The sequence below is a fragment of the Erythrobacter neustonensis genome (genome assembly GCF_001663175.1).
GTDB lineage: Bacteria > Pseudomonadota > Alphaproteobacteria > Sphingomonadales > Sphingomonadaceae > Erythrobacter > Erythrobacter neustonensis.
Window position 1 is genome coordinate 483,551 of record NZ_CP016033.1, and the last position, 23,207, is coordinate 506,757.

Consider the following 23,207-nt stretch of genomic DNA (forward strand, 5'->3'; position numbering starts at 1 on the left):
TGCGCGCGCGCATCGCAACCGGGTTTCGTATGCAGCCGCAAAATTGCGTAAATCAGAACGGCATCCAGGTCTGTTCGCGGGTGAACTTCATGTATCCCGCATTGACCCCGAGCCTGAGGCCCGCACCGACCCGGATCGGGATCAGCACCACATCACCGCGGCGCAGATAGCTCGCGGTCAGCCCGCCGACGAAATAGGCCTGCCCCTCGCCCGCAGGAAACCGCTTGAACAAGTCCTGCGTGTCGTAAAGGTTGTAGACCAGCACGAAGGTGTTGCCCGCGTTCGCGCCGGCATCGAACCCGATCGAGGGGCCGGTCCAGTAGACCCGCTGTTCGCCTTCGACCTTGTGGTGCAGCGTGCCCGAACCATAGCGCGCGCCGACGATGAACGCGCCGCTCGCCTCGCGCCCGACGATGTAGCCGTTGGGCTCGCCCTGATTCTTGAGCAGATCCTCGATCAGCTTGGCGAGACCTTCCGCGCCCTTGCCGAACACGCCTTCGGCCGCGCCGATCAGATCGTCCTCGCCGTAGGTCTCGGAAGTGGCGGCGGGGGTGGCGATGGGCGCGGCTGGCGTAGCATCGGCCGGCGGCGCGGCATAATCGCCGAAAGTCGCATCGACCGATGGTTCATTGTCGGGGGCCGGCGTGTATTGCGGCTGCGCGGGCGGCGCTTGCGGGGTGGCCAGATCGGCATCGATCCCGCCCGACGACTGCGCATAGGCATCCGGGTCGAGCGTTTCGAGATCGCGCGACTGCGCCATGCCCGGCGTGCCGAGCGAAAGCACCGCCAGCGCGCCCAGCGCCATGCCCGCCAGACGGCGGCCCAGCCCTTGCTTGCCGGCCAGATCGGAATTGCGGGCGGTTTTCATCCTCATCGTGCAGCCTTTCGCAGCCATCGTGTCAGCCCCATGCCTATCGGCAGCGGATACGAGAATCGCTTCACGCCCCCGCAGCAACCGCGTGTCGCCAAAGCGAATCCGTTTAGCGGCGAAGCGATAGCACAGGCGCTAGGGCGATGATCCTGAACATCCGCCGAACCGGGGGCAAGCGCGATGCGACAGACCGATCTTTCGCTTTTTTCGCAAAGCCCTTGCCGCCCGCCAAACCGCCGCCTATAGCGCCCCCCCTACAGCCCAAGCTGATACCCGGAGACGTGGGTGAGTGGCTGAAACCAGTTCCCTGCTAAGGAACCGTACTCTATCAGGGTACCGAGGGTTCGAATCCCTCCGTCTCCGCCACCGGCCTCAAAAATCGATCGGTTCCCCCTGGGGAACTTTGTGCGCGGTGCTGTTCCCGGAAAAGACATAGCGTCCATGCTTGGTTGCAGCCGTGTCACACGCACATCGTCGCCGCTGTCGAATACGGGCCAGCCGCAGTAAAGGATAAGGCAAATGAAAAGGCCCCGCCCCCATATGAGGGAGCGAGGCCATGAAGCTTCGTGCCGAAACGTTCAGAATTTCCCGAGCAGCGTAACAATGCCCTGATTGCGGCTGAGCGCAATGCCGCTGTCGAAGCCGAGGGCTTCGAGATTGCCGTAATCCGAATAGCGATATTCGATGCGGATCGCGTAATTCGACGAGAGGTCGATTTCGCCGCCGGCGCCGATCCTGAAACCGCCAAACGAGACTTCGTCGGCAATCTCGCCGGTGCCGTCATCGTATTCGGCTTCGATCGAGGCGTCGGTGTACCCGGCCTTCACATAAAGCAGGCCGTTCGGGCCCGTACGAACACCGGCTCTTGCACCGACATAAAAGTCGCGCCCGGCATTGATGGACACCCGGTCGCCCGCGTCAAAAACGTCCCGCTCCGTAACGCCCAGGCTGGAATCAGTGTATTCGCCTTCGATACCGAAAATTAAGCCGCTTTGCGTTTCATAGTCGTAACCGACAGTTACCCCGAGGAGAATGTCCTCTTCCGCATCGGAGAGCCCGTCAAACTCGGCATTGACGCTGTCGATGCCGACGATGGCGCCAGCAACAAACTTGCCGCCCACCGTGTCGGCTTCCTGCGCCATTGCAGGCGAGGCAAAAGCGACGGCCGCGACAGCACCAGCGATAATTGCAAACTTCATGTAAAACCCTTTGGATGGCTCAGAATTGAGCTGGTCGCGGGTTATTCTTTCAACCTTTACAGATCACTATCGCAATTGCGCTTTTCCGTAGCTTTGTTTCAGGCATTCCATTCGCGCTGCGCAAGACGGAGGATCCGTGACGCAGTTTGCAGCTGGAAGACGGTGCCCTTGCAAACGAATAGCGCGGGAAGTGGTCGGAGCGTGCATTTCTCGCCCTTCGCGGCCCTACCCCTATCTCCCGCCCGAGCCTGATGCCGGCACGCAAGGCTCAGTGGGCGGCGTCGAGATAGGTTCCGCTGAACATCGCGACCTGTTTCAGCCGGTCGAGATCGAGGATTGTCAGCCGGCGATCGGTCAGCGTGACCAGTTCCTCGCGCCGCAGATCCTGGATCGTGCGGTTGACGTGGACCAGGCTGAGGCCGTTTGCTTCGGCAAGGTGGGTTTGCGTGACGGGCAGATCATAGGCGTTCTGGTGGGTAAGCCCCACCGCATCGAGCCGGTAGAACAATTCGACGAACAGGTGCGCGATCCGTTCGCGCGGCGAGCGCCGGCCCAACGACAGCAGCCATTCGCGCTGGATCGCGGCCGCGCTGATCTCGCGCCCCAGCAATGCGCGCAAGAGATGCGGGCGCTGTTCGATCACAGCGTGGAATTGCTGCGGGGCTATTTCGTAATAACGTGCGGCGGTCAGCGCGCCGATCGAATGATCCATCCGCGTCGTGAAATAGATGTTCAGGTCACAGAAATCGCCGGGCAGGAAAAAGCCCACAATCTGACGTCGTCCATCGGCCAGATCCTTGTAACGGCAGGCCCATCCCGACACCAGCAGTCGGATATGCGTTGGGTGATCGCCTTCGCGCGCCAGATCGGCGCGGCCGTTAGCGGTGCACAGCGGCCCGGTGTCGAGCTGCATCAGCGCGGCGCGGTCATCCTCGTCGAGTTCGGTGTATCGTGCGAGCACGCGGAGCAGAGGCGCTTCGTCCCCTGCGGTGAATGTCGACATCGGCCGTGGTTCCGGAAAAATTTCAGGGGCTGCGCAGGCGTGTGGATCAGGCGAATATCAATACGTGGCTGGCGGATCGCTGGCCGGAAAACTTTCGTCGCTGGCTTGATCGACCCGCGACCAGCGGTTCTGCGGGGCGTCACGCATGGCTTCGGGGCCGGCGTCGCGAACCGGATTGGTGCCGCCCGCGCTCTGATCGGAGGCGAAGGCGGCAGGCGCAGGCCGTTCCGGGGTCGGCTGGCGGCGGCGGATCAAGGCATAGGCGCCCGCGCCCAACCCCGCCAAAATCAAAAGCATTCGCATATGCGGACCTTTGTAAGAGTTGCTCTCACGTCCCTGCCTGCACCCTGCTTGCGCGTCTTTATCCTGCGTTAACGCAAGACACACGAGGCCGAAGCCGCTATCGCTGCTGCGGTCAGGCCTGCCGCACGCTGCGGGGGGCCGGCGATGGCACAATGGCAGGCTGATGGCGGACTTTCCTATCGACGCGGACATGACCTTGTTTGGCGCAGCTTTCGATGCCTTGCCCGATGCTGCCTGCATTCTGGAGCCGGTCGGCGAGCCCGGGGGTCATCCGCGCGAGTGGCGCTATCTTGCCTGCAATCCGGCGATCCTGCGCCTGTTGCAGATGGACGATCCGGTCGGGCAGATGATCGGCTATCGTTATCCCGAAGCTGGGCGTGCATGGGCGCAGGATTTCGAACGCGTGCTCAGCCGCAATACGAGCGAGGTTCTGGTTCGCAAGGGCGCGGGCGATAACCGGGTCTACGAGGTGGTGATCAGTCCCTTGCGCCTTCCATCGCGCAGCGCAGTCATGGCACGCATCCGCGATATCAGCAGCGAACACTTGGCGCGCGAGAAACGCCGCGAGGCCGATGCCCGCTACAAGCTGTTGTTCGATGTCATTGATGAAGGCTTCTGCATCGTCGAGGTGCAGTTCGAACCCGATGGCACGCCGCGCGACTATGTCTTCCTCGAAGCCAATGATGCCTTTGTCAGCCACACCGGGCTGACCGATCCTGTCGGCAAGGCGATGCGCACGCTTGAACCAGGAATCGAGGACAAGTGGGTCGCCATCTATGGGCGGATCGCGACCACGGGCGTGGCCGAACGCTTCGAAAGCGAATCAGGCGTGATGCAGCGGTGGTTCGATGTGTTTGCCTTCCCGATAGGCGATGTTGCCCCCTATCAGGTAGGTATCCTGTTCGAGGATATCGGCAAGCGCAAGGGCATGGAGCTTGCATTGCGGCATTCGGAAAACCGGCTGCAATCGCTGATCGGCGCAACCTCCGACCTCATCTTCCGGATGAACCCCGAAGGCACGCTGATGGAGCAGTTGGGCGGGCGTGAACTGCTTGGCCCCATGCCGATGTCCGGTGACTGGATCACCAATTTTGTTGCCCCTGCCGATGTCTCAATGGTGCGCAAGGCGGTCGACACCGCGGTCGAAACACGCGCCCCACTCGACATCGAACATCGTTACATTCGGCCTGACGGCACGATCGGCTGGCTCCACTCCCGCGCCGTCCCGGTGTTCGACGAAAACCGTACCGTCACCGAATGGTTCGGCATGTCGACCGATTTCTCGCATCACCGGATCGCCGAAGCCCAGCTTGCCACGGGCGCGCAGATGCTGCGTGTGGCAAGCGAGATCGGCAAGGTCGGACTGTGGGACTGGAACGTCGAGACCGGCCAAATCTACTGGTCGGACGAACATTACCGCATGGAGGGCTATGCGCCGGGCGAGGTCACGCCCTCGTTCGAAATCTGGATCAGCCGGGTCCATCCCGAAGATCGCGAAACCGCGGAAAGCCGGATCGCCAAGGCGCGCGAGAGCGGCGAGGATTACGTCCACGAATACCGCGTATGCCACCCCTCGGGCGAGATCGTCTGGGTGTCGGCACGCGGGCGGTTCCTGTATGACGATACGGGCCAGCCGATCCGCATGCTGGGCGCGATGGTCGACACCACGCAGCGCCGCCGCGAGGCCGAATGGCAGATGCTGCTGGTAGCCGAATTGCAGCACCGCGTGCGCAATCTGATCGGCATGGTGCGCTCGGTCGCGCGGCTTTCCGCCCCGAGCCACCGCCATGTCGACCAATATGTCGATCACCTGATCGGCCGCCTGCAGGCGATGGGGCGGACGCAAAGCACGCTGACCCGGTCACCCGGCCGCAATGTTGATCTGGCCGAACTGGTGCGCGAGGAATTGCTGGTCCACGCCGTCCAACCCGACCAGTGCCATGTCGATGGGCCCGAAGTGGCCTTGTCGCCGCACGCGGCGGAAATCGTGACGTTGGCGATCCACGAGCTGGCGACCAATTCGATCAAATACGGTGCGCTGGGCGATACCGGCCATATCCGGATCGTGTGGACCTGCGACCACCGCGACGGTGCGACATGGGTCAACCTTCGCTGGCAGGAAACCACCCCGATGCGCACGACACGCTCCACCCGCAAGGGTTTCGGCCGCACGCTGATCGAAGAGCGGGTGCCCTACGAATTGCACGGCATGGGGCGCTTTGCGCTGCACGACACTGGGGTTCTGGCAGAACTCCAATTTCCGCTGTCGGACGCCGGCAGCATCCTCGATACCCGAACCTGACAAGCGAGCACGCCATGACTACCACCCCCCTCACCGGACTGCGGATCGCGATCATCGAAGATGATTACTACCAAGCATCCGACTGCCGCCACACGCTGGAACAGGCGGGGGCCGAGGTGGTTGCGGTGACATCGCAGGTGCCGGGGCCGGCACTGCTCGGGCAATGGGGCGCGCTCGACGTGGTGCTGATCGACATCAATCTGGGCCAGGGCCTGTCGTTCGATTTTGCCCGCACCCTGCAGGCAAAGGGCATCCGGTTCGTGTTTCTGACCGGGTATGACGCGGAGATGCTGCCCGAAGATCTGGCAGGGAGCGCTTATCTGAGCAAGCCTGCCGATGGCGCGCGGATCGTCGCCACCTTGGCACAGGTCACGCGCGGCGGGACCGGCATTGAGGATGCCGACGAATGAGCGATGCGATCAGGCCGCAGCCTTGCGTGCCTGATCCGCAGCGATCCCGGGGGTGGCCCGCGGCGCGAGATAGGCGCTGTCGAACCCGGCGATCTGCTGCAGCATGCGCAGGTCGTGGATCGTCAACTGGCGCGAACGCAGCGAAATCAGCCCTTCCTGCCGCAATTGCTGAAGCTTGCGATTGATGTGAACCGGGGTCAGCCCCAGCACATCGGCAAGATCGTCCTGCGTGAGCGGGAAATAGATCTGGTTGGTCAGCTTGGGATCCACCAACGACAGGCGATAATGGATTTCGCACACCAGATGCGCCATCCGTTCGAGCGCATCGCGGCGTCCGACGTTGACGAGCCATGACGAAAGCAGCGCATTTTCCATGCACCCATAGCTGCGCATTGCCTCGCCGATGGCCGGGAACCTTTCGATCGCCCGGCGCATGTCGGCGTGCGCGACATGGGCGATCGTGCACGGCCCAAGCGTGATGACATCGTCAAGCGCGCTGCCTTGCGGTGCATTGGCGAAGTAAACCGCATCGCCGGGCAGCAGCAGGCGGGTGATCTGGCGCGCACCGTTGCGCAGAATCTGATAACGCGAGGCCCACCCGCTCAGCACCACGGGAAAGGCGTGCACATCGTCGCCGTCGCGCGAAAGATATTTCTTGGCACCAACATCCTTCGGCTGCCGGCAAAGGTTAGACAGCGCAGCCATCTCGCCATCGCCAAGCTCAGCGGAATGCTTGAGTCGCAGCAGGAAGGCATTGGTCACGGTGTCTGGCTCCTTTGAGCATCGTCCATACGGGTCGAGCCTTGACGACGGGTCGACCCAATCATGGCGGCGAGGCTTTGTGTCTTCGCGACAGAATTCTTCCGACTGGCGCAGGGATAAGCACTATACGAAACGCTTTGTTCCCGGCGCGCCAATTTCGGCCATGGGCCGACACAGCCGGTCCGACGACATGGTGCGGCTCTGTGACCGGCCTGGCGGCCTTCGCTGCGGTCGCTTCCCCACGCGGACGCCCAACATTTCCGCATATTTTCGGCTGACAAGTTCGCCGGATACAATCCAAGTTAGAGCGTGCGCGAAACAAGCTCGGCAACATGCAAGCGAGTCCTAGGGTATCCCGATCCCTTTGCCGACTCGATGACCGGAAATCCTGGTTGGTTTCCGCTATTCTCCGGTCATTGCCCCAAATACTCCCCGCCCAGCGATGGGCGGGGTTTTTTGTGGCGGATCGCGGCGCGATGGCGACAATCGGCAAAGGCGCGCGATCATTGCGATTGCCGGGCGCGGCGCAGGCAGGCAGAACTGAAAGCCATGAAACTTTGCACCTTCACGCATGCGGGCAGAACGCGCACCGGGATCGTCGCTGGCGCGGCAGTGGTGGACACCGGTGTTCCCGGCACGATGATCGACCTCATCCGCCGGTTCGACGATCTGCGGCCCGGTCTCGAAGCCAAGGCGGCGACAGCTTCGGGCATCCCGCTTGCCGAGGTACGCCTCGAGGCCCCGGTGCAGCGTCCCGGCAAGATTTTCGCGATCGGGCTGAACTATGCCGATCATATCGCCGAAACCGGGCTGCCCACGCCGCAGCGACAGGTGTGGTTCACCAAGGCGCAGACCAGCGTCAACGCGCCCTTCGACCCGATCCTGATCGCGCGCGGCACCGACACCACCGATTACGAAGCCGAACTGGTCGCGGTGATAGGTAGCGGCGGCAAGCACATCGCCGCCGATGACGCGCCCGCTGCGGTGTTCGGCTACTCCATCGGCAACGACGTGACCGAACGGACCTGGCAACGCGCTGTGCCGCAATGGGCGCTGGGCAAGAGCTTCGATACGCACGCGCCGATGGGGCCATGGATCGTGACCGCCGACGAACTGGGCGATCCGCACGATTTGCCGATCCGCTGTTTCGTCAACGGCGAGGCGCGGCAGAATTCGCGCACGCGCAACCTCGTCCATGATGTGTGGCAGCAGATCGCGCATCTTTCCGCGGCGATGACGCTGGAGCCGGGCGACTGCTTGTTCACCGGGACCCCGGCCGGCGTGGGTGCGGCGCGCAATCCGCCGCTCTATCTGAAAGCGGGCGATGTGCTGCGGACCGAAATCGGCGGGATTGGCCACATCGAAGCGACGATGGCCGAGGAGAACTGACCAGGCCCGGCGCCGCTCAGCCGCGCTTGAGGATCAGATACAATGCGCCTTCGCCGCCATGGCGGACATGCGCGCGGCGCACGGCGGTGATCGCATCACCGTGGCGGCTGGCGGCAAGCCAGTCGAGCAGCTTGGCGCGGATCGCGCCGCGCTTGTGGCTGCGGTCAGCCGGATCGACCGGCCGTTCGCGTCCTGCCACCACCAGCACCACCCGCGCCCTCATGCTGCGCGCCTGATCGAGCGCGGACATGATCCTGTCATAGGCGGTGTCGAGCGTGTCGCCGTGCAGGTCGAGCGTAAGATCGGGTTCCAGCCGCCCCCCCTTTACCCGCCGGTCCCAGTGCGAATCGAGGCCCGCATCGGCCGATGCCTTCGCGGGCGAAGGTGATGACGGGGCGCGTTTGACCGGGTGACTGCCCATCGGCCTGACGGGTTTGACGGGCTTCACGAATTTGCCCGGCGGCGCAGGGGCTGGCTTGCCGGTGGCAGCGCTTGGCAGTGGTGCTCCAGCTTCGGATTTTGCGGGTGCGACCGGGCGCTTCTTGCCCGGCAGCGGCTTGACGCTGGCGGCAAGGTGCGCCCACGCCGCCTGTTCGCCCGCCGAAAGCCCCCGCGGCGCCCTCATCTTTGCGCGGCAAGGCGCGCAGCGGCGTCTTTCGGCAACAGGATATAGGCCCGGCCCCGCCCGCTCATCCCGCCGGCGATGGTCCGGGCATCGGCGCCTGCGCCCCAGAAGGTGTCGAAACGGTTGGCCCCCTTGATCGCGCCGCCGGTGTCCTGCGCGATCCAAAGGCCATTGGCCTCGCGCCGGTCAAGATCGAGCCACACGGGTGCGCCCAGCGGGACAAAGGCAGGATCGGCCGCGACCGAACTTTCGCGCCGCACCGGAACCCCCAGCGCGCCGAGCGGCCCGTCGCCCTTCAGTTCGGTGAAGAAGATCCAGCTTTTGTTGAGGCGCATCAGCTCGCGGCCATCGCGCGGATTGTCGCGGATATAGGCCATGATCCCCTGCATCGAGCCCGAATATTTGCCCGGGCCGCTGCCCAAGAGGCCGCGCTCGCGCATCACGCTGCCCACACCGACATATTCGCGCCCGTTCTGCCCGGCATAGCCGATACGGATCACCTCGCCTTCGGGCGTGATGAGGCGGCCCGAGCCCTGGATCTGCAGGAAAAAGAATTCCACCGGGTCGGCGGCATAGGCGATGATCGGAGCCTTGCCGGCAAGCGCTCCGTCCTCGATCGCGGCGCGGTCGTGATACTGGACGAAGCGACCCTGATCGTCATAGCGGCCAAGCGGCGGGCGGCCTGTGCGCTCGGAAGGTTTCACATCGTCGGGCCAGCCGCGCACCAGATCGGCGGGCATGGCATAGACCGGAACCTCGAAACCGGGACGCCGCGTGCGGCTGCCGGCGATCTCGGGCTCGAAATAGCCGGTGGCAAAGGCATTGCCGTCGCCGATCTTCACCGGCGTGAATTCCTGCGCGAAGAAGGCGCGGGCGGCGAGCGGCGAGGCGGTGCGCGCGCGCGCGCAAGGCCCCTGCCATTCCTCGCGGCGGGTAAGGCCGCTCAGATCCTCGCGTGCCAGGAGACGCGGGCAGGATTCGATGAAGCTGGCGAGCGCGCCGCGCGCATCATCGTCGTTGACCGAAAGCGATGCCAGCGCGGGACCGATCGCTACCCCTGCCAGCGCAGCGTTGGCGGCAACCGCGGCGACCGGCGCGGCCACGACAGGCGGGGCGACAACCACCGGCGGACGCGCGGCGGGCGCGGGGGCAGGTGCCGGGACGATCCCTCCGCAAGCGGCCAGCGCGAGCATCATGGCCAAGGCCAGCGCAGAACGCATCGTCAACTCCCCATGCCGCGCGGCGCGTGGCCGCGGCATTATCCTTCGTCGGTTTCGTCGAGTAGCCAGTTGGGATCGCGCGCACCGATATTGCGCGTGAAAGTCCACACATCGCGGCTCTCGATCGCATCGTCGAGCGAGCCTGCAATCACGCTCCCGTCGCGGTCGCGGGTGACGGCAGCAATATCGGCCACGAACAGCAGCGCGATGCGCGCCATTCGGCCATCGAGCGCAGCCGAATGCACGCGCACTTCCTCGATCCGGATCAACGTGTTGTCGAGCGTTTCGCCAGCCGCTTCGCGCGCGTCGAGCGCACCGGCAAACCCGGCATAGACATCATCGTCGCACAATTCGCGCAACGTCTCGCGGTCGCCCTTCCAGAAGGCTTCGAGGATCATGCGATAGGCGCCCTTGGCTCCTTCGAGGAACTGGCCAAGGTTGAAGCTGTTATCGGCGGCGGCGATCTCGCGCAGCGCACGCTCGACCGCGGGCATCACGCCTTCGAGTTCGGGCGCACGCGGGGGCGCAGCGGGCGACGGCATGGCTGCGGGGCGAACCACCGGGCCATCATCGGCGTCGAAGCGCTGCACCACGGGCTCTTCTTCCTGCTCGGCGCGGCGGCCCAGCACCGAATAGAGGCGCAGGCCGAGGAAGGCCGCCACCATCGCGAGGAGAACGATTTCGAGCACTATTCTTTCCGATCGTCACATCTGGCGCACGCGCGAGGCAAGCCTGCGCGCCGCTCAAGGAACCCTTACCCTGCATTAAATAGGGTATCATTACAATTCGCCAACGCCCGATAGGTTGCAGCGCGGGACGAACTCTTGCCGTGTGGCTCGCACGCTGCGGCCATCACTGGCGCAGTTGCGGCGGCCCCCTGCCCCTGCTAGGCGCTCGCCGAGGCCGCCGGCGCTGTTGCGATACGGTGCGCGGCGCGCATCATCTGTTACACTCTTTGCCACTGCGGCTCACAAGGAAAGACTGGCGACATCATGGCCGAAGACGAAGGCGTTCTCACCAACCTCGACACCCATGATGCCGGCGGCCCGCTGCCCAATGGCGAGGATACCAGCCCGATGGTCGGGATTATCACGCAATATGTGAAGGATCTCTCGGTCGAAAACCCGTCGGCCCCCGATGTTTTCCAGTGGAACGAAGCGCCGCAGATCGACGTGCAGTTCAACATCGCGGCCGAACCGGTTGCCGACGGCGTGCACGAAGTCACGCTCAAGCTGACGCTGACCGCCAACGCCTCGCAGGGTACGATGTATATCGTCGATCTGGCCTATTCGGGTCTGATCGGGATGCGCAACATTCCCGAGGATCAGGGCCACGCCTTCCTCTATGCCGAAGCGCCGCGACTGCTCTTCCCGTTTGCCCGCGCGGTCGTGGCGAGCGCGGTGCGCGATGCCGGCTTCCCGCCGCTGATGGTCGATCCGGTCGATTTCGGCGGCATCTACGCGCAGCAACTCGCCGCGCGCCGCGCCGAGGAAGCCGCAGGCGGCACACCGATCGCGCCGGTCACCGGCAACGCCTGATCGCAGGCTTGCGGCAGGCGGGAGCACAATGAGCCTCATCAGGAACGTCGGCACGATCGGCGGTTTGACGGCGGTAAGCCGGGTGTTCGGGTTCGCCCGCGACATCCTGCTTGCGCGCGCCTTGGGGGCAGGTCTGGCAGCGGACGCATTCCAGCTTGCCTTCACCCTGCCCAACACCTTCCGCCGGCTATTTGCCGAAGGCGCATTCAGCGTCGCTTTCGTGCCGCTGTACAGCCGCGCGCTGCATGGCCGCGATGGCGAGCCGGGCAGCGAGGAAGCCGCCACCGCCTTTGCCAATGACGTGCTCAGCGTGTTCGTCTGGGTGCTGCTCGCCTTTACCGGCGTGTGCATGCTGTTCATGCCCGGCATCGTGTGGCTGCTGGCACGTGAATATGCCAGCGTTCCGGGCAAGTTCGAGCTGTCGGTGTTCCTCGCCCGCGTAACATTCCCCTATCTGGGCCTGATCAGTCTGGTGGCGATGCTTTCCGGCCTGCTCAACGCGCGCAGCCGGTTCGGCCCGGGGGCGGCCGCGCCGATCCTGCTCAACATCTTCCTCATTTCCGGCATCATCATCGGCGACCGTTTGCGCGGTGACAGCAGCAACGATGTCGTCGTGGTCAATGCGCTGGCGATCGCGGTGGCGCTGTCGGGCGCGGCGCAGCTTGCCTACCTTGCCTGGGCCACACGGCGCGCGGGCGTGCGGCTTAAAGTCACCTTGCCCAGGTTCACGCCCGAAGTGAAACGGCTGGGCATGCTGATCCTTCCCGCCACCTTCGGCGCAGGCATCTACCAGATCAGCCAGCTGGTCGACACCTTCTTTGCGACCTCGCTGCCGCAGGGCTCGCTCACGCTGCTCAAGCTTGCCGACCGGCTCAACCAGATGCCTCTGGGGATCGTCGGGATTGCGCTGGGCACGGCGATCCTACCGATGCTGAGCCGCCACATCCACACCGGCGACAATGCCGAGGCGCAGCGGTTGCAGGGCAATGCCTTCGAGATCGCCACGCTGCTGACCCTGCCCGCCGCTGCCGCGCTCGCGGTATGCGCGCCCGCCTTCTGCACCGCGTTCTTCGTCGGCGGCAAGTTCACCCCTGCCGATGGCGCGCTGATGGCGAGCATCGTGGTGGCGCTGGTCGCGGGGCTGCCCGCCTATGTGATCGTCAAGGTGCTGAACCCGGGCTTCTTCGCGCGCGAGGATACGCGCACGCCGGTGTGGACCGCTCTGGCTTCGCTGATCTTCAATATCGCGCTCAATCTCTACGTGGTCGGTCGTTACGGGATCGTCGGTCTGGCCGGCGCGACGGCGGCTTCGGCCAGTCTCAATTGCGTGCTGCTTTACATCATGCTGCACCGGCGCGGCTGGTTCCGGTTCACGGCCAAGCTGTTCAGCCGCGTAGCGCGCCAGCTGATCGCGACCGGGGCGATGACTGCAGTCTTGTGGTATCTGATGCCGTTGATGGCCGATCGCTATGCCGGCAACCTGTTCGAGAAGGTCTGGTCGCTTGCGGTGCTGGTCGGCGTCGGCGGGGCGGTGTTCTTCGGCGTCGCCTTTGCCGTGGGCGCGCTCGACAAGGATCTGCTCGGCCAGCTGCGGCGCCGCAAACCGGTCCGCACCAAGGCTGATGACGAAATTCTGGAGGTTGAATAACATGCGCGTGGTTTCCGGCATCCAGCCGACGGGCAATCTGCATCTGGGCAATTATCTGGGCGCGATCCGCAACTGGGTCGCGATGCAGGATTCGCTGGAGGAAGGTTCCGAGGCGCTGTTCTTCCTCGCCGATCTCCACGCGATCTCGCAGCCGCACGATCCCGCCACGCTGTATCGGGGCACGCTCGAAATGGTGGCCGCGCTGGTCGCTTGCGGGATCGATCCCGATCGCTCGGTGCTGTTCAACCAGGCGCAGGTTCCGCAGCATGCCGAGCTTCAATGGCTGCTCAACGGCACGGCCCGTATGGGTTGGCTGAACCGCATGACCCAGTGGAAGGACAAGGCTGGCAAGAACCGCGAAGGCCAGTCGGTCGCGCTGTTCACCTACCCCGTGCTTCAGGCAGCCGACGTGCTACTGTATCAGGCGACACACGTGCCCGTGGGCGAGGATCAGAAGCAGCACCTCGAACTGGCGCGCGACATCGCGCAGAAGTTCAACAACGATTTCGCCTCCGAAGACGCGCCGGTTTTCACCCTGCCCGAACCGATCATCCCGGCAGAGGCGGCAAGGATCATGAGCTTGCGCGATGGCAGCGCCAAGATGTCGAAGTCCGATCCCAGCGACATGAGCCGGATCAACCTGTCCGACGATGCCGACACGATGGCGCAGAAGATCAAGAAGGCCAAGACCGACCCCGAGCCCTTGCCTTCGGAAGCCGCCGGCCTTGCCGAACGGCCCGAGGCGCGCAACCTCGTGGGCATCTTTGCCGCCTTGTCGGGAACAAGCGTGGATACCGTGCTGACCCAATATGGCGGGCAGGGCTTCGGCGTGTTCAAGCCTGCGCTGGCCGATCTGCTTGTCACCAAGCTGGGGCCGATCCGTGATCGCTTCGTCGCGCTGCAAAGCGACCGCGAGGCGCTCGACGCGATTCTGGCGCGCGGCGCGGCGAAAGCGCGGCTGCGCGGCGCGCCGACGCTCGATGCGGCCTACACTGCGCTGGGGCTGGTGCGTCACTAGACCTGTCCATACCCCTTGCGACGAAGCGCCCCCCAAAAAAGGTGGATATTCAATCAGGGTTCATTCGGGCACTTATATACAGGCAAGCGTAATCGCCGTTGCTGTGAGTGCGATGGCCCCAACACAAAAGGTTGTGCCATGTTGTCAACGATGCCTTCGCTCAAGACCATTGCCCGCGCCGCCCTGCCCGTTGCCCTTGCGCTCGGCCTGTCGGCCTGTGCCACCACGCCGTTCCGCGCGGATGTTTCGCGCTTTGCTGTGCCGCTCCCCGCACCGCAGGGTCAGACCTTCGCGGTCGTTGCCGAAGATCCGAAGCTTGCCGGCGGGCTTGAATTTGCCACCTATGCAAATGCGGTCGCGGCCGAATTGAATCAGCTCGGCTACGCGCGCGCTGCGTCGCCCGAAGTCGCCGACATGCTGGTGCGCTTCGATTACCGGGTCGACAATGGCCGTGAGCGCGTGCGCACCACGCCGGGCGCGATCGGGATCGGTGCCGGTCGCTGGGGCCCGTGGGGTCCTTGGGGCGGTTGGGGCAACGGCTTCGGCGGCTGGGGCTATGGCTTCAACGACCCGTTCTTCGGCGGACCCGACGTGCGCAGCTACACTGTGTTCACAAGCGGTGTCGACGTGAAGATCGATCGCCGCGCCGATGGCCAGCGTCTGTTCGAAGGCAAGGCCGAGGCGGTGTCGCGTTCGAACCGTCTGCCCAACCTCGTGCCCAATCTCGTCGACGCCTTGTTCACCGATTTCCCCGGCAATTCGGGCGAGACCGTGCGGATCACCATCCGCGAAGACGAAAAGACCGTGCGCCCGGCCAATTGATGGTGTAGGCCAGAACGCAACAAACCCTTGGACGGGACGAAAAGGCGGCACAGGGGATCGTGCCGCCTTTTTTGTTGCCCGCGGCCCGCTGGTTTGATCTTACCAGCCGCGTGCACGCTCCGGATCGAGACTTTCGAAATTCCACGGCATCGGGACAAAGTCGCGCCGCGAAAGGTTGCGCCGCAGCGATCCGCCATCCTCGTCCGGGCGGGTGCGGCTGTGGTGCTCGCGGATCAGCTGGCCCAGTAGCAGCAGGCCGAAATCCCAGTCACCGATCCGGCTGTCGGCATTGATGTGCCCGATTGACCCGGCATAGGCGAAGGTCGCGCCCCAATCCTGCGCCATGCCCCGCGCGGCGCGCAGGCTGGCATAGGGATCGTTTTCGCTGGCGGCGAGAAACGCGGGGAACGGCAGCGGCTGCCGGGGGATCGGTGCAAACCGCGCGATTCGTTCATCGACGCGCTCCCGCTCGGCATCGGGCGGCGCGACCAGCAGCGCGCCGACGACAGGATTGCCTTGGGCCGGTTGCTCGAACTGTGCCCACCAGGCCACCGCAAGGCACCCCAGTGAATGCGCAACGAGAATGACGGGCCGGCCGGCACGGTGGACCGCCAGATTGATCTTGTTGACCCACGTATTGCGGTGCGGATCGTCCCACATTCCCAGATCGACCCGTTCGCAATCGGGAAGTTTCGCCTCCCAATGGGTTTGCCAGTGGCGCGGGCCGCTGTTGTCGAGACCGGGGACGAGCAGGATCAGCGGATCGGCGGTCAGCTGCCGGGTATCGAGTTCGAGGCTGTGTGTGTGGGTCTGGGCCATTGCGGCGCTCCTTGAAGCGAGGGAATGACCGTCCATTGGTATGGTCCGATAACGCCAATAATAACTCAACCCTAATGGTTGACAATAGGGCAGCAGCCAGCGGCTCGGCGTTTTGCGATGAATTGAAACAGACGAGCGCCAACCGGCGCACGCGCGGTCAGAGCCTTGCATGCCCGCCGGTCGATCCGAACCCGCCTGTGCCGCGCGCGGTATCGTCAAGCTGTGCAACCTCGTCCCATGCTGCCTGCACGACCGGCGCGAGCACCAGCTGGGCAATCCGGTCGCCGCGGGCGATGGCAAAGGGCTCGGCGCCGAGATTGATCAGAATGACCTTTAGCTCGCCGCGATAGTCGCTGTCGATCGTGCCGGGGGTATTGGGAACGGTGATGCCGTGTTTGAGCGCCAGCCCCGATCGCGGGCGCACCTGGATCTCGAAGCCATGCGGGATCGCCATCGCAAGCCCCGTTGCCACCGCATGGCGCGCGCCGGGGGGAAGCGTGACATCCTCGGCGCTGACCACATCCATCCCTGCCGCGCCGTCGGTGGCATAGGCGGGCAGCGGCAGACCGTTGCCGTGGGGCAGACGCATGATTGCGACGCGGGCAGTCATTCCGCCGCCTCCGCGCGCAGCGCGGCCGCCATCCGCTCGACCAAGGCCATCGCGACCGCCGATTTGGGCATTTCGTCGAGCGTTTCGACCCCCGCGCCGGTGATGATCGTCACGCGGTTCAGATCACCGCCCATCACGTCGCCGCTCACGTCATTGGCGACGATCCAGTCCGCGCCCTTGCGCTTGCGCTTGGCCTTGGCGAATTCGAGCACATTGCCGGTTTCGGCAGCAAAGCCGATCACCAGTTCGGGACGGCGCGGTGCGGCCGAGACATTGGTGAGGATATCGGGGTTTTCGGTGAGCATCAGCGCCGGCGGCGCATCGCCGCGCTTCTTGATCTTGTCGGGGCGGTATTCCTTGGGCCGCCAGTCGGCCACCGCGGCAACCATCACCGCGACATCGGCGGGCAGCGCGCGCTTGACCGCATCGGCCATCTGCAACGCGCTTTCGACATCGATCCGCGATACGCCCGCGGGCGTCTTCAGCGCCACCGGCCCCGCGACCAGCGTCACCCGCGCACCCAGCGCAGCCGCGGCGGCAGCGATGGCAAAGCCCTGCTTCCCGCTCGACCGGTTGGCGATATAGCGCACCGGATCGATCGCTTCCCATGTCGGGCCGGCGGTCACCAGCACATGCCGGCCATGCAGCGGTCGATGACCCGGCGCGATGCCGAGGTCGCTACCTTCGGCAACCGCGCCCAGTTCCGCTTCGATTGCGTCGGGGACCTCGGGCACCGGCGGGAGCGGCGCGGCCTTGCGCGGGTCGATCAGATGGTTGAGCGCGCCCGTATCCATCGGCGGCGCAGCGCCCGCCTTGCCCTTCTTCGCAAGCAGCGGCCCGCCGAAATCGGGCTTGAATTCGGTGACGGGTTCCTCGGGCGGCAGATCCTCGAACGAAGGCTCGGGCAGTTCTTCGAACTCGGCGTCGATTTCGTCGTGCGTGCGTTTGGCGGTCGAACGCGGGATCAACCGCGACAGCATCCCGCCAAGAATGCCTTCGGGGAACGCAGCGGCGCTGCTGTCCTCGTCCTCGGGCTCGATCGCTTCGACCGCAATCTGCGGCGCCGCTGCGGGCGCGGCGGGCGCATCGACGACGATCCCGAAATGCGCGGCGATCTCGCGCCAGATCGCCTCGGGCTCGGGCAGGCGGCCATAACCGAACTCCCCGCAAGCCATCATCCCCTTGTCGGGGTGGAGCACGGTGACGCCCGCGGCCTTGAGCAGTTCGATGTTGCGCTGCGTTGCGGCGTGTTCCCACATCCGCACGTTCATCGCGGGCACCGCCATCACCGGCTTGTCGGTGGCGAGGATCAAGGTGGTGGCCAGATCATCGGCGATCCCGGTCGCCATCTTTGCGAGCAGGTCGGCGGTGGCCGGACAGACCACCACCAGATCGGCCTCGCGGCTTAGCTGGATATGCCCCATCTCGGCCTCGTTCCTGAGATCGAAGAGGTTGGTGTAGACCTGGTTCTCGCTCAGCGCGGCGAGCGACATCGGGGTGACGAACTGCTGCGCGCCCTTGGTCAGCACGCAGGTGACGCTGCCGCCGCCCTTGCGGATCAGGCGCACCAGTTCGCAGGCCTTGTAGGCCGCGATCCCGCCGCCCACGACCAGCAGGATGCGCGGGGCATGCCCTGCCGGCGCCGCATGTGCCACTGCCACGTCGTTCATCTCGCTTCGTCTGCCTCTTGCGCCTTTGCCCCGGTAACACGGACATAGTCCAAGGATCACCCATCGCAAAGCTTGGTTAAGTTTGCCTTGCAACCGCGCGCCACAAATCGCGCAAGGCTTGCGGCGCAAAGGCTAGGCCGAGCATGTAGGCAGGCTGTGCAAGTTCGGCCCAGTAGTAATTCGCAGGCCGCGCAAACAGGGCCATCATCGTCGCGATCCCGCCAAACCAGAGCGTCGCGAACAGCCCCAGTCGCCCGCCGCGGCCAAGCCAGCCGATTAGCGGCAGAACCGCCAGCGGTGCGGCAAGCCACGCTGGCAGGAACCGCAGCCCGGTCAGCTCGCCCAGCGCAGCGATCGGCAACCGGTATCCTGCAAGCCCCGCCCAGCCTTGCGAAACCAGATCGCCGGGCAGGCGCGCAGCGTCCACGGCGCCTGCGTGCGCTGCCACGCCGCCGGCGAAGACTACGAGAATCCCCGCCACGCCAGCCACTTCGCGCCAGCGCTTCGCCGCCAGCGCAAAACCGAGCCACAGCACCACGAAAGGCGCCGCCAACTCGCGCACGGCCAGCGCCGCACCCGCAGCGAGCAGCGCTGGCCACCAGCAGCCCGGACGATAGGCCAAGAGCGCCAGCGTCAGCAGCAATCCGGCAATGAAATCGTGGTCATACCCCGCGACGGGTGACAACGCCGCCCCGCCGCCTGCGGCAAGCATGGCGCTGGCGAGGATCCGAACCGGAACATCCCCCACCGGCGCTGCCCGCCAGTTGAGCGCGATTATCGCAGTGGACGTTATGAGCATCGCCAAGGCCTGCACGCCCTTGAGACCGACAGTCTGCTGGACCAGCGCCAGCGTCGGCAGGCGCACAGTGACGAAGGGCCGGGTCGGATAGCCGCTGGCGCGGTGCTCGCCCAAGGCTGCGGCGTAGTAGCCCTCGCCTCCCGCCATCCGCGCGGCGATGCGGGCATAGAGCGCCATGTCACCTTTGTTGCGCGCAGGGCCTGTGCTTGCATTTGAAGCGTTTTGCACCGGTGCGGACTTTGCGGCCGGCGCGCTGTGCGCAGGCGGCGGAATGCTCGTTGCGCTCCACGCCAGCGCCGCCGCCAACAGCGCCAGCACGAGCGCCGCACCCCATTGGGGCAGATGGCGCAATGGGCGGCCCAGCGCGTCCCACCGCTCAAGGAGCGAGGCGCCCGGACGCGCAATCATCCGATAAAGCCGAGCGCGATCGCCCCCCATGCCGCACCCGCGCCTGCGAGCGCGGTCATCGCATAGCCGAGCCAGCCGCGGCCCTCGCGCTTGTCGGTGACGAGCACGATATCGGGCAGCGGCTGCGGTTCGGGCGCACCGCCCTTGGGGGGATATTTCTCCTCAAGCCGCCGGATCAGACCGGGCAGCCGCAGCAGCGTTTCGGTATCGTCCTTGATCCGCTGGGCAAGCGCCGCCTCGGGGCCCAATTCGTCGCGGATCCATTCGCGCACATAGGGCGCGGCGGTGTCCCACATGTTGATGTCGGGATTGAGCTGCGTGGCGATGCCTTCGACCATCACCATCGTCTTTTGCAGCAGCAGCAGGTGCGGTTGGGTCTGCATGTCGAAATCGCGGGTGATCGCGAACAATCCATCGAGCATCTGCCCGACGCTGAGTTCCTTGACCGGCTTGCCACGCATCGGCTCGCCCACGGCACGCAGCGCCGTCGCGAATTCGCCGACCGAGTGGTAGGAGGGCACATATTGCGCCTCGAAATGGATTTCGGCGACGCGCTGGTAATTGCCCGTCGTCAGCCCGTAGAGGATTTCCGCCAGCCATTGCCGCGCACGGCGGTCGATCCGGCCCATGATGCCGAAATCGATCGCGACGATGGTGCCGTCGTCTTCAACGAACAGGTTGCCCTGGTGCATGTCGGCATGGAAGAAGCCCGTGCTGATCGCTTGGGTGAGAAAGCTGATCACGAGGCGTTCGGAAATTTCGGCAAGATCGTGCCCGCGCGCGCGCAATTCGTCGACGCGGCTGATCTTGATTCCGTCGATCCACTCGACCGTCATCACCCGGCCATTGGTGCGATCCCAGTCGACCTTGGGGATGCGGTAGCCCGGGACGCCTGCCATCTGTTCGGCGAGTTCGGAGGCCGAAGCCGCCTCGCGGCGCAGATCGAGCTCGGAATTGGTCCAGCGCTTGAAATTGGCGATGGTCAGTCGCGGGCGCAGACGGCTGGCTTCACCGCCCATCGCCTCGACATGGGCGGCGGCCCATTCATAGGTGACGATATCGCGCGCGAATTTCTCGCGGATGCCGGGGCGCAGCACCTTGATCGCGACTTTGCGGCCATCGGTGGTCGTGCCCTTGTGAACCTGCGCGATGCTCGCCGCGCCGACCGGAACGGGATCGATCTCGCTGAACAGGCGCTCGATCGGCTGATTGAAGCTCGATTCGATCGCGGCCTTGATCTGCGCGAAGGGGACAGGCGGCAGACTGTCCTGCAGACTGAGGAGATTGTTCGCCGCCTCGTCGCCCACCAGATCGGGCCGGGTGGCGAGGCTTTGCCCCAGCTTGATCGCGGCCGGGCCGATCGCGCGGAACGCACCGGCATAGTCGCGCGGGCCGTTTTTGCCCGTCAGCGTCGCAAGCCGCGCAAGCCGAACCAGCTGGCGCACCGCGGCAGGTGCGTTGGGATCGTTTTCGATCCCGACCAGCGCACGCCGGCGCGCCAGCGTGATGCCCCAGCGGGCAAGGCGGCTGAAATGGACGATCGGTGCGGTCACAGGGTCAGATCTTCCACCCCGAATGGATCGCCACCAGCCCGCCCATGATCGGTTCGACCCGGGTGTTCGCAAAGCCTGCCTGCCGGATCATCTGCTCGAAGGCCGGCATCGGCGGAAACTTGCGGATCGATTCGGCAAGATAGCGATACGAATCGGCATCGCCCGCAATCGCCTGCCCCATTCGCGGCAGAAGGTGTTCGGAATAGATGTCGTAAGCTTGGCGCAGACCCGCCCATTCGACGGTCGAGAATTCGAGGCAGAAGAACCGCCCGCCCGGACGCAGCACCCGCAGCGCCTCTTTCAGCGCGCGGTCGATATGGGTGACGTTCCGGATCCCGAAGGCGATCGTATAGGCATCGAAGGTGCCGGAAGCGAAGCTGACGCTTTCGGCGTTCTGGCAGGTGAAGACGAGGCTGCCATCCTCCTCGTCGAACCCGCGTTCAAGCGCGCGTTCGGCGCCCACGTCGAGCATGTCCTGATTGATATCGGCGACGGTGATGTGCGCGCCGCGCTCCGCCATGCGGAAGGCGATATCGCCGGTGCCGCCCGCCATGTCGAGAATCTGTTCGCCGGCCTGCGGTTTGACACGCTTGACGAAGCGGTCCTTCCACAAGCGGTGAAGCCCGCCCGACATCGCATCGTTCATGATGTCGTATTTGCGCGCGACGCTGGAGAAGACCTCGCCGACCTTGCGGGTTTTTTCCTCGGGCGTGACCTGGGTGTAGCCGAAGGAGACGGTGTCATCGATGTTGTCGCTCATGCGCCGTTCCCTAGAGCGAATTGCCCGCTAGGCAAAGGGTGATAGAGGCACCATCTGTTGCGCTGGCTGCCATGCCCGTCAGCGCAAGCTTTCAGGCCGGCCACCGATCGGGCGCATGGCGGCGCCGCGCAGCACAATCACAGACGAGCCCCACAGCTATGCCCGAACTTCCCGAAGTCGAAACCACGGTCCGCGGTCTTGCCCGGTTTCTGGACGGCGAGCAGATCACGCGCGTGCAATTGAACCGCGCCAACCTGCGGCGCCCTTTCCCCGATGATCTGGTGCAGGTGCTGACCGGCGCGACGATCACCGGTTTGGGACGGCGCGCCAAATACGGGCTGATCGGGCTCGATCGCGGCGCGACGATGGTGTTCCATCTGGGGATGAGCGGGCGCTGGCGGATCGATCCCGAAACCGCGGACCCGCACGATCACCTCGTGCTGGAAACCACATCCCACCGCTTTGCGCTGTGCGATCCGCGGCGGTTCGGATCGGTCGATCTGGTGGGCACCGATGTGTTGGAGGCGTGGCCGCAATTTGCCGCGCTCGGGCCCGAACCCCTCGGGCCGGGACTGACCGCTGCACATCTCAAGACGGCCTTCAAGGGCAAGACCCAGTCGATCAAGCTGTGCCTGCTCGATCAGCGGATCGTCGCCGGGCTGGGCAATATCTACGTGTGCGAGGCGTTGTGGCGCGCGGGCATCAAACCGACCAGACAGGCGGGCAAGGTGACAGGGCCGCAGCTCGCGCGGCTGGTCCCCGCCATCGTCGATGTGCTCGAAGCCTCGATCCGCGACGGCGGATCGACCTTGCGCGATTATGCCGCGCCCACGGGCGAGCTGGGCTATTTCGCCAGCGCCTTTGATGTCTATGGCCGCACGGGCGAGGCCTGCCACCGCGAGGATGGCGGCACGATTCGGCGGATCGCGCAGGGCGGTCGCAGCACGTGGTTCTGCCCGGTGTGCCAGAAGTAGGGCGAGAATCGTTGACCTTCGGGCAGCATGCGACTATGCGCGCTGCTTTCCGGCGGTTGGGCCTTTCGTCCGCTCGCCCGTTTTCGAGCAAACCGCCACCAATTTCCCGGTCGTCGCAAGCGGCCTGAAGCAAACGCGAGACAGACACGAATTATGGCCAACACGCCGCAAGCCAAGAAGCGCATCATCCGCAACGCCAACCGTGCCGCCATCAATGGCGCGCGTATCGGCCGCATCCGCAGCTTCATCAAGAAGGTCGAATCGGCTTGCGAAGCCGGTGACAAGGACGCCGCTGCCGCTGCGCTGAAGGCAGCCCAGCCCGAAATGGCCCGCGGTGTTGCCCGCGGCGTGCTCCACAAGAACACGGTCGCGCGCAAGATGTCGCGCCTGACCAAGCGTGTCGCCACGCTCTGATTCGATTCGCTGCGATCCCTCCCCCCGATCCTAGGGGGTTTTGCGGAGGATCGGCGAAACCATCGAAACCTGCGGGCCGTGCTCACCGAG

The 23,207-nt window shown here is 65.0% G+C and carries 23 protein-coding genes and 1 tRNA gene; 10 read left to right on the forward strand and 14 right to left on the reverse strand.

Annotated elements, in window-relative coordinates:
* Window positions 1–52 precede the first annotated feature (52 nt).
* Complete coding sequence (locus A9D12_RS02325) at window positions 53–874, reverse strand: DUF1134 domain-containing protein (protein ID WP_082925341.1); 822 nt, start codon at window positions 872–874, stop codon at window positions 53–55.
* A gap of 272 nt (window positions 875–1,146) precedes the next feature.
* Between A9D12_RS02325 and A9D12_RS02330 the strand changes: the two genes are divergently transcribed.
* A tRNA-Ser gene (locus tag A9D12_RS02330) sits at window positions 1,147–1,237 on the forward strand.
* A 212-nt stretch (window positions 1,238–1,449) separates the two neighbouring features.
* Here A9D12_RS02330 and A9D12_RS02335 read toward each other — a convergent pair.
* The 3 genes from A9D12_RS02335 to A9D12_RS02345 form a co-directional block, all read right to left on the reverse strand.
* Window positions 1,450–2,070 (reverse strand): outer membrane protein, encoded by a 621-nt coding sequence (locus tag A9D12_RS02335; RefSeq protein ID WP_082925342.1) that lies wholly within the window; start codon window positions 2,068–2,070, stop codon window positions 1,450–1,452.
* Between the two features lie 268 nt (window positions 2,071–2,338).
* Complete coding sequence (locus A9D12_RS02340) at window positions 2,339–3,073, reverse strand: Crp/Fnr family transcriptional regulator (protein ID WP_068349417.1); 735 nt, start codon at window positions 3,071–3,073, stop codon at window positions 2,339–2,341.
* 57 nt (window positions 3,074–3,130) lie between these two features.
* The gene (locus A9D12_RS02345; RefSeq protein ID WP_082925343.1) at window positions 3,131–3,370 is read right to left on the reverse strand and encodes a hypothetical protein; all 240 of its coding nucleotides are present in this window, start codon (window positions 3,368–3,370) and stop codon (window positions 3,131–3,133) included.
* Window positions 3,371–3,539: 169 nt separating this feature from the next.
* Between A9D12_RS02345 and A9D12_RS02350 the strand changes: the two genes are divergently transcribed.
* The gene (locus A9D12_RS02350) at window positions 3,540–5,678 is read left to right on the forward strand and encodes a PAS domain-containing protein (RefSeq protein WP_082925344.1); all 2,139 of its coding nucleotides are present in this window, start codon (window positions 3,540–3,542) and stop codon (window positions 5,676–5,678) included.
* 14 nt (window positions 5,679–5,692) lie between these two features.
* Window positions 5,693–6,088, forward strand: coding sequence for a response regulator (locus A9D12_RS14820; protein WP_068349424.1), 396 nt, complete (start codon window positions 5,693–5,695; stop codon window positions 6,086–6,088).
* 9 nt (window positions 6,089–6,097) lie between these two features.
* Here A9D12_RS14820 and A9D12_RS02360 read toward each other — a convergent pair whose 3' ends face one another.
* On the reverse strand, window positions 6,098–6,850 hold the full coding sequence (locus A9D12_RS02360) for a Crp/Fnr family transcriptional regulator (RefSeq protein WP_082925346.1): 753 nt from the start codon (window positions 6,848–6,850) through the stop codon (window positions 6,098–6,100).
* 549 nt (window positions 6,851–7,399) lie between these two features.
* Here A9D12_RS02360 and A9D12_RS02365 point away from each other — a divergent pair.
* Window positions 7,400–8,239: a fumarylacetoacetate hydrolase family protein gene (locus A9D12_RS02365; protein ID WP_068349427.1), complete on the forward strand. Its 840-nt coding sequence runs from the start codon at window positions 7,400–7,402 to the stop codon at window positions 8,237–8,239.
* Window positions 8,240–8,255: 16 nt separating this feature from the next.
* On the opposite strand, the gene A9D12_RS02370 is transcribed toward A9D12_RS02365, so the two are convergent.
* The 3 genes from A9D12_RS02370 to A9D12_RS02380 are packed head-to-tail and all read right to left on the reverse strand — an operon-like array spanning window position 8,256 to window position 10,776.
* Entirely contained in the window at window positions 8,256–8,864 is a 609-nt protein-coding gene (locus A9D12_RS02370) for a Smr/MutS family protein (protein WP_068349429.1), read from the reverse strand.
* On the reverse strand, window positions 8,861–10,084 hold the full coding sequence (gene mltA, locus A9D12_RS02375; RefSeq protein WP_068349432.1) for a murein transglycosylase A: 1,224 nt from the start codon (window positions 10,082–10,084) through the stop codon (window positions 8,861–8,863). Before mltA ends, A9D12_RS02370 begins: the two co-directional genes overlap by 4 nt.
* 38 nt (window positions 10,085–10,122) lie before the next feature.
* On the reverse strand, window positions 10,123–10,776 hold the full coding sequence (locus A9D12_RS02380) for a Tim44/TimA family putative adaptor protein (protein ID WP_068349433.1): 654 nt from the start codon (window positions 10,774–10,776) through the stop codon (window positions 10,123–10,125).
* A 300-nt stretch (window positions 10,777–11,076) separates the two neighbouring features.
* Here A9D12_RS02380 and secB point away from each other — a divergent pair, with 300 nt between their 5' ends.
* From secB to A9D12_RS02400, 4 genes are all read left to right on the forward strand, one after another.
* Complete coding sequence (gene secB, locus A9D12_RS02385; RefSeq protein WP_068349435.1) at window positions 11,077–11,622, forward strand: protein-export chaperone SecB; 546 nt, start codon at window positions 11,077–11,079, stop codon at window positions 11,620–11,622.
* Window positions 11,623–11,650: 28 nt separating this feature from the next.
* Window positions 11,651–13,270: a murein biosynthesis integral membrane protein MurJ gene (gene murJ / locus A9D12_RS02390; RefSeq protein ID WP_068349437.1), complete on the forward strand. Its 1,620-nt coding sequence runs from the start codon at window positions 11,651–11,653 to the stop codon at window positions 13,268–13,270.
* Window position 13,271: 1 nt separating this feature from the next.
* A complete protein-coding gene (trpS, locus tag A9D12_RS02395) occupies window positions 13,272–14,288 on the forward strand; it encodes a tryptophan--tRNA ligase (RefSeq protein WP_068349440.1) in 1,017 nt (338 codons plus the stop codon).
* Between the two features lie 150 nt (window positions 14,289–14,438).
* Window positions 14,439–15,110 carry a DUF4136 domain-containing protein gene (locus A9D12_RS02400; protein WP_068349443.1) on the forward strand — a complete coding sequence of 224 codons (672 nt, stop codon included), beginning with the start codon at window positions 14,439–14,441 and terminating at the stop codon, window positions 15,108–15,110.
* A gap of 99 nt (window positions 15,111–15,209) precedes the next feature.
* Here the strand turns inward: A9D12_RS02400 and A9D12_RS02405 are convergent, their stop codons facing one another.
* The 6 genes from A9D12_RS02405 to A9D12_RS02430 all read right to left on the reverse strand — a co-directional run bounded on the left by A9D12_RS02405 (window position 15,210) and on the right by A9D12_RS02430 (window position 21,729).
* Complete coding sequence (locus A9D12_RS02405) at window positions 15,210–15,929, reverse strand: RBBP9/YdeN family alpha/beta hydrolase (protein WP_082925347.1); 720 nt, start codon at window positions 15,927–15,929, stop codon at window positions 15,210–15,212.
* Between the two features lie 157 nt (window positions 15,930–16,086).
* Window positions 16,087–16,539, reverse strand: coding sequence for a dUTP diphosphatase (gene dut, locus A9D12_RS02410; protein ID WP_068349445.1), 453 nt, complete (start codon window positions 16,537–16,539; stop codon window positions 16,087–16,089).
* Window positions 16,536–18,209 (reverse strand): bifunctional phosphopantothenoylcysteine decarboxylase/phosphopantothenate synthase, encoded by a 1,674-nt coding sequence (locus tag A9D12_RS02415; RefSeq protein WP_068349448.1) that lies wholly within the window; start codon window positions 18,207–18,209, stop codon window positions 16,536–16,538. Before A9D12_RS02415 ends, dut begins: the two co-directional genes overlap by 4 nt.
* Window positions 18,210–18,285: 76 nt before the next feature.
* The gene (locus tag A9D12_RS02420; RefSeq protein WP_156522777.1) at window positions 18,286–19,185 is read right to left on the reverse strand and encodes a hypothetical protein; all 900 of its coding nucleotides are present in this window, start codon (window positions 19,183–19,185) and stop codon (window positions 18,286–18,288) included.
* Between the two features lie 227 nt (window positions 19,186–19,412).
* Window positions 19,413–20,969 carry a 2-polyprenylphenol 6-hydroxylase gene (gene ubiB, locus A9D12_RS02425; protein ID WP_068349453.1) on the reverse strand — a complete coding sequence of 519 codons (1,557 nt, stop codon included), beginning with the start codon at window positions 20,967–20,969 and terminating at the stop codon, window positions 19,413–19,415.
* A 4-nt stretch (window positions 20,970–20,973) separates the two neighbouring features.
* The gene (locus tag A9D12_RS02430) at window positions 20,974–21,729 is read right to left on the reverse strand and encodes a class I SAM-dependent methyltransferase (RefSeq protein ID WP_197489858.1); all 756 of its coding nucleotides are present in this window, start codon (window positions 21,727–21,729) and stop codon (window positions 20,974–20,976) included.
* 158 nt (window positions 21,730–21,887) lie between these two features.
* Here A9D12_RS02430 and mutM point away from each other — a divergent pair, with 158 nt between their 5' ends.
* Window positions 21,888–22,703: a bifunctional DNA-formamidopyrimidine glycosylase/DNA-(apurinic or apyrimidinic site) lyase gene (mutM, locus tag A9D12_RS02435; protein WP_068349456.1), complete on the forward strand. Its 816-nt coding sequence runs from the start codon at window positions 21,888–21,890 to the stop codon at window positions 22,701–22,703.
* A 153-nt stretch (window positions 22,704–22,856) separates the two neighbouring features.
* Window positions 22,857–23,117, forward strand: coding sequence for a 30S ribosomal protein S20 (gene rpsT, locus A9D12_RS02440; protein WP_068349458.1), 261 nt, complete (start codon window positions 22,857–22,859; stop codon window positions 23,115–23,117).
* The last annotated feature ends 90 nt before the right edge of the window (window positions 23,118–23,207 follow it).

What these genes read in the sequence shown, in the direction of transcription:
- A9D12_RS02325 (WP_082925341.1), bottom strand. Translation starts at nt 874, where the DNA reads ATGAGGATGAAAACCGCCCGCAATTCCGATCTGGCCGGCAAGCAAGGG.
- A9D12_RS02335 (WP_082925342.1), bottom strand. Translation starts at nt 2,070, where the DNA reads ATGAAGTTTGCAATTATCGCTGGTGCTGTCGCGGCCGTCGCTTTTGCC.
- A9D12_RS02340 (WP_068349417.1), bottom strand. Translation starts at nt 3,073, where the DNA reads ATGTCGACATTCACCGCAGGGGACGAAGCGCCTCTGCTCCGCGTGCTC.
- A9D12_RS02345 (WP_082925343.1), bottom strand. Translation starts at nt 3,370, where the DNA reads ATGCTTTTGATTTTGGCGGGGTTGGGCGCGGGCGCCTATGCCTTGATC.
- A9D12_RS02350 (WP_082925344.1), top strand. Translation starts at nt 3,540, where the DNA reads ATGGCGGACTTTCCTATCGACGCGGACATGACCTTGTTTGGCGCAGCT.
- A9D12_RS14820 (WP_068349424.1), top strand. Translation starts at nt 5,693, where the DNA reads ATGACTACCACCCCCCTCACCGGACTGCGGATCGCGATCATCGAAGAT.
- A9D12_RS02365 (WP_068349427.1), top strand. Translation starts at nt 7,400, where the DNA reads ATGAAACTTTGCACCTTCACGCATGCGGGCAGAACGCGCACCGGGATC.
- A9D12_RS02370 (WP_068349429.1), bottom strand. Translation starts at nt 8,864, where the DNA reads ATGAGGGCGCCGCGGGGGCTTTCGGCGGGCGAACAGGCGGCGTGGGCG.
- mltA (WP_068349432.1), bottom strand. Translation starts at nt 10,084, where the DNA reads ATGCGTTCTGCGCTGGCCTTGGCCATGATGCTCGCGCTGGCCGCTTGC.
- secB (WP_068349435.1), top strand. Translation starts at nt 11,077, where the DNA reads ATGGCCGAAGACGAAGGCGTTCTCACCAACCTCGACACCCATGATGCC.
- murJ (WP_068349437.1), top strand. Translation starts at nt 11,651, where the DNA reads ATGAGCCTCATCAGGAACGTCGGCACGATCGGCGGTTTGACGGCGGTA.
- trpS (WP_068349440.1), top strand. Translation starts at nt 13,272, where the DNA reads ATGCGCGTGGTTTCCGGCATCCAGCCGACGGGCAATCTGCATCTGGGC.
- A9D12_RS02400 (WP_068349443.1), top strand. Translation starts at nt 14,439, where the DNA reads ATGCCTTCGCTCAAGACCATTGCCCGCGCCGCCCTGCCCGTTGCCCTT.
- A9D12_RS02405 (WP_082925347.1), bottom strand. Translation starts at nt 15,929, where the DNA reads ATGGCCCAGACCCACACACACAGCCTCGAACTCGATACCCGGCAGCTG.
- dut (WP_068349445.1), bottom strand. Translation starts at nt 16,539, where the DNA reads ATGACTGCCCGCGTCGCAATCATGCGTCTGCCCCACGGCAACGGTCTG.
- A9D12_RS02415 (WP_068349448.1), bottom strand. Translation starts at nt 18,209, where the DNA reads ATGAACGACGTGGCAGTGGCACATGCGGCGCCGGCAGGGCATGCCCCG.
- A9D12_RS02420 (WP_156522777.1), bottom strand. Translation starts at nt 19,185, where the DNA reads ATGGCGCTCTATGCCCGCATCGCCGCGCGGATGGCGGGAGGCGAGGGC.
- A9D12_RS02430 (WP_197489858.1), bottom strand. Translation starts at nt 21,729, where the DNA reads ATGAGCGACAACATCGATGACACCGTCTCCTTCGGCTACACCCAGGTC.
- mutM (WP_068349456.1), top strand. Translation starts at nt 21,888, where the DNA reads ATGCCCGAACTTCCCGAAGTCGAAACCACGGTCCGCGGTCTTGCCCGG.
- rpsT (WP_068349458.1), top strand. Translation starts at nt 22,857, where the DNA reads ATGGCCAACACGCCGCAAGCCAAGAAGCGCATCATCCGCAACGCCAAC.